Origin of the sequence: Micromonospora sp. NPDC049374, from assembly GCF_040677165.1 — a bacterium.
GTDB lineage: Bacteria > Actinomycetota > Actinomycetes > Mycobacteriales > Micromonosporaceae > Micromonospora.
Map to the genome: position 1 here is coordinate 1 of NZ_JBFAQH010000041.1, position 2467 is coordinate 2467.

At 66.1% G+C, this 2467-nt stretch carries 1 protein-coding gene; it reads right to left on the minus strand.

The features are described 5' to 3' along the window. A partial coding sequence (locus tag AB0J93_RS30055) for an amino acid adenylation domain-containing protein (protein ID WP_363925726.1) occupies positions 1–2457 on the minus strand: 2457 nt, incomplete at its 3' end. Between the last annotated feature and the right edge of the window lie 10 nt (positions 2458–2467).

Consider the following 2467-nt stretch of genomic DNA (forward strand, 5'->3'; position numbering starts at 1 on the left):
GTTGTAGAGCGGGCTGGGGCCTTCGAGTTGGCCGAGGAACCACAGGCGTTGCTGGGCGAATGACAGCGGTACCTGGGCCGGACGTGTACCGGCCCGCAGGGCCAGGCGGGCCCGGCCGGCGTCGCCGCCGGTCAGCCAGGCCGCCAGACGGGCCACGGTAGGGGCGTCGAACAACGCCCGCAACGGCAGTTCGACATCGAGCACCGCCCGCACCCGCGACACCAGCCGCACCGCCAGCAGGGAGTGCCCGCCCAGGGCGAAGAAATCGTCATCGACGCCGACCCGCTCAAGTCCGAGGACGTGAGCGAAAACAGCGCACAGGATTTCTTCCTGCACCGTGACAGGACCTCGACCCGAGCCGGCCTCGTAGTCCGGGGCGGGCAGAGCCCGCCGGTCCAGCTTCCCGTTGACGGTCAGCGGCAACCGGTCGAGAACCACCACCGCCGACGGCACCATGTACTCCGGCAGCCGCTGCGCGGCGAACTCCCGCAGGCCGGCGACGTCGTCGTCCGCCACCACGTAGGCAACCAGACGTTTGTCCCCGGCGGTGTCCTCCCGCGCGACGACGGCGGCCTGGGCCACACCCGGATGCTCGTGCAGAACGGCTTCGACCTCACCGGGCTCGACCCGGAACCCACGGATCTTGACCTGCTCATCCGCCCGACCCAGATACTCCAACTGCCCACCGGCCACCCAGCGCATGACATCGCCCGTACGGTACATACGCTCACCAGAGCCGAACGGCGACGCCACGAACTGCTGCGCGGTCAAACCATGCCGGCCCAGATAGCCCCGAGCCACCTGATCCCCGGCCAGATACAACTCACCCGCCACACCCGACGGAACCGGCCGCAACCAACCGTCAAGGACATACGCGCGCAGGTTACCCAACGGCTTACCGACGACCGGCCTCGAACCCGCGACCACCGGCGCCGAAAGAGCATCAACAGTGCACTCGGTCGGCCCGTAAAAGTTGTACGCCCGAGTATCCGCCGCAGCCAACTCGTTCCACAACGGCTCCGGCAACGCCTCACCGCCGAGCATCAACACCCGCGGACCCCCACCGGCCAGCAGACCCGCCGGCAGCAACTGCCCCAGATAAGACGGAGTGACATCCATGAAATCGATCCGGTGCCGACGCACATAGTCGACAAGCACCACCGGCTCCAGACGCGTCTGCTCGTCGATCACATGCAACTCGTGGCCATCACACATCAGCAACGGACCCTCCAACGACGTGTCGAACGACAACACCGCCGTCAACGCCGCCCGCAACCGACCACCACCCGCATCGGCAACAAACCCGTCCCGCTGATTGACCAGCAAATTCACCAACTGCCGATGCTCGACCAGAACACCCTTCGGCCGACCCGTCGAACCCGACGTATAAATGACATACGCCGAATTCCGGGCCCGCAACGGCGCCAACCGATCCGCATCCGTCAAATCACCATCCGACAACTCACCCAAACCCAGCGATGCCATCACCGCCTCGGTGAGCACGAACACCGCACCGGCATCACTCAACAACTGCGTAACCCGCTCAACCGGCAGACTCGGATCCACCGGCAGATACACCCCACCCGCCTTCAACACCGCAAGCAACCCGACCACCGAGTCCACCGACCGCGGCAAACTGACCGCCACAACCCGCTCCGGACCCACACCCACCCGCACCAAATGACGGGCCAACCGATTCGCCCACCCGTTCACCTCAGCGAACGTCAACGACACATCACCACACACCAACGCCGTCACCCCCGGCGTCCGCGCAGCCTGCGCCTCAAACACACCCACCACCGTCCCGCCAGGCACCTCCATGACGGGGCCGCGCAAAACCTCCTCGCCGTCCGACACCTCGACCGCGAACAACGGCACATCCGGACCACTCAACACAGCGACCACATTCGCCACCGCCGTGCACAACAACCGGCCAACCACCTGCGGATCCAACGAATCAACCACCTCCACACTCAGGCTCAGACCCGCCACATCCAAATCATTGACCGACACACTCAACGGATAATTCGTACGCTCCTTCGCATAAACCGTCCGGATACCCACCGGCGCCCGACTCTCCTCGACATCCGACCCGTCCGGACCAGCCTGAGCAATGTGCCGATAGTTGAACAACGACGTGAACAACGGCGCATTCTCCGCCACCCCACTCGCCTGCTGCGCCACCGCCAACGACGCATGCTCATGCTCCAACAACGCCGCGAGCTGAACGCGCATCTCCTCCACCGCCGCCCGCACCCCCACCCGACCGGTCCGTACGCGCACCGGCAGCGTGTTGATGAACGGACCGACCACCCGGTCGGCGCCCGCACCCGCGTTCATCCGCCCGAACAACACCGTGCCGAACACCACATCGTCGCGGCCCGACAGCGTCGACAGCACCCGCGCCCACGCCACGTGCAGCACGGTCGCCGCGCTCACGCCGAGTTGCCGCGACACCTCACGCAAC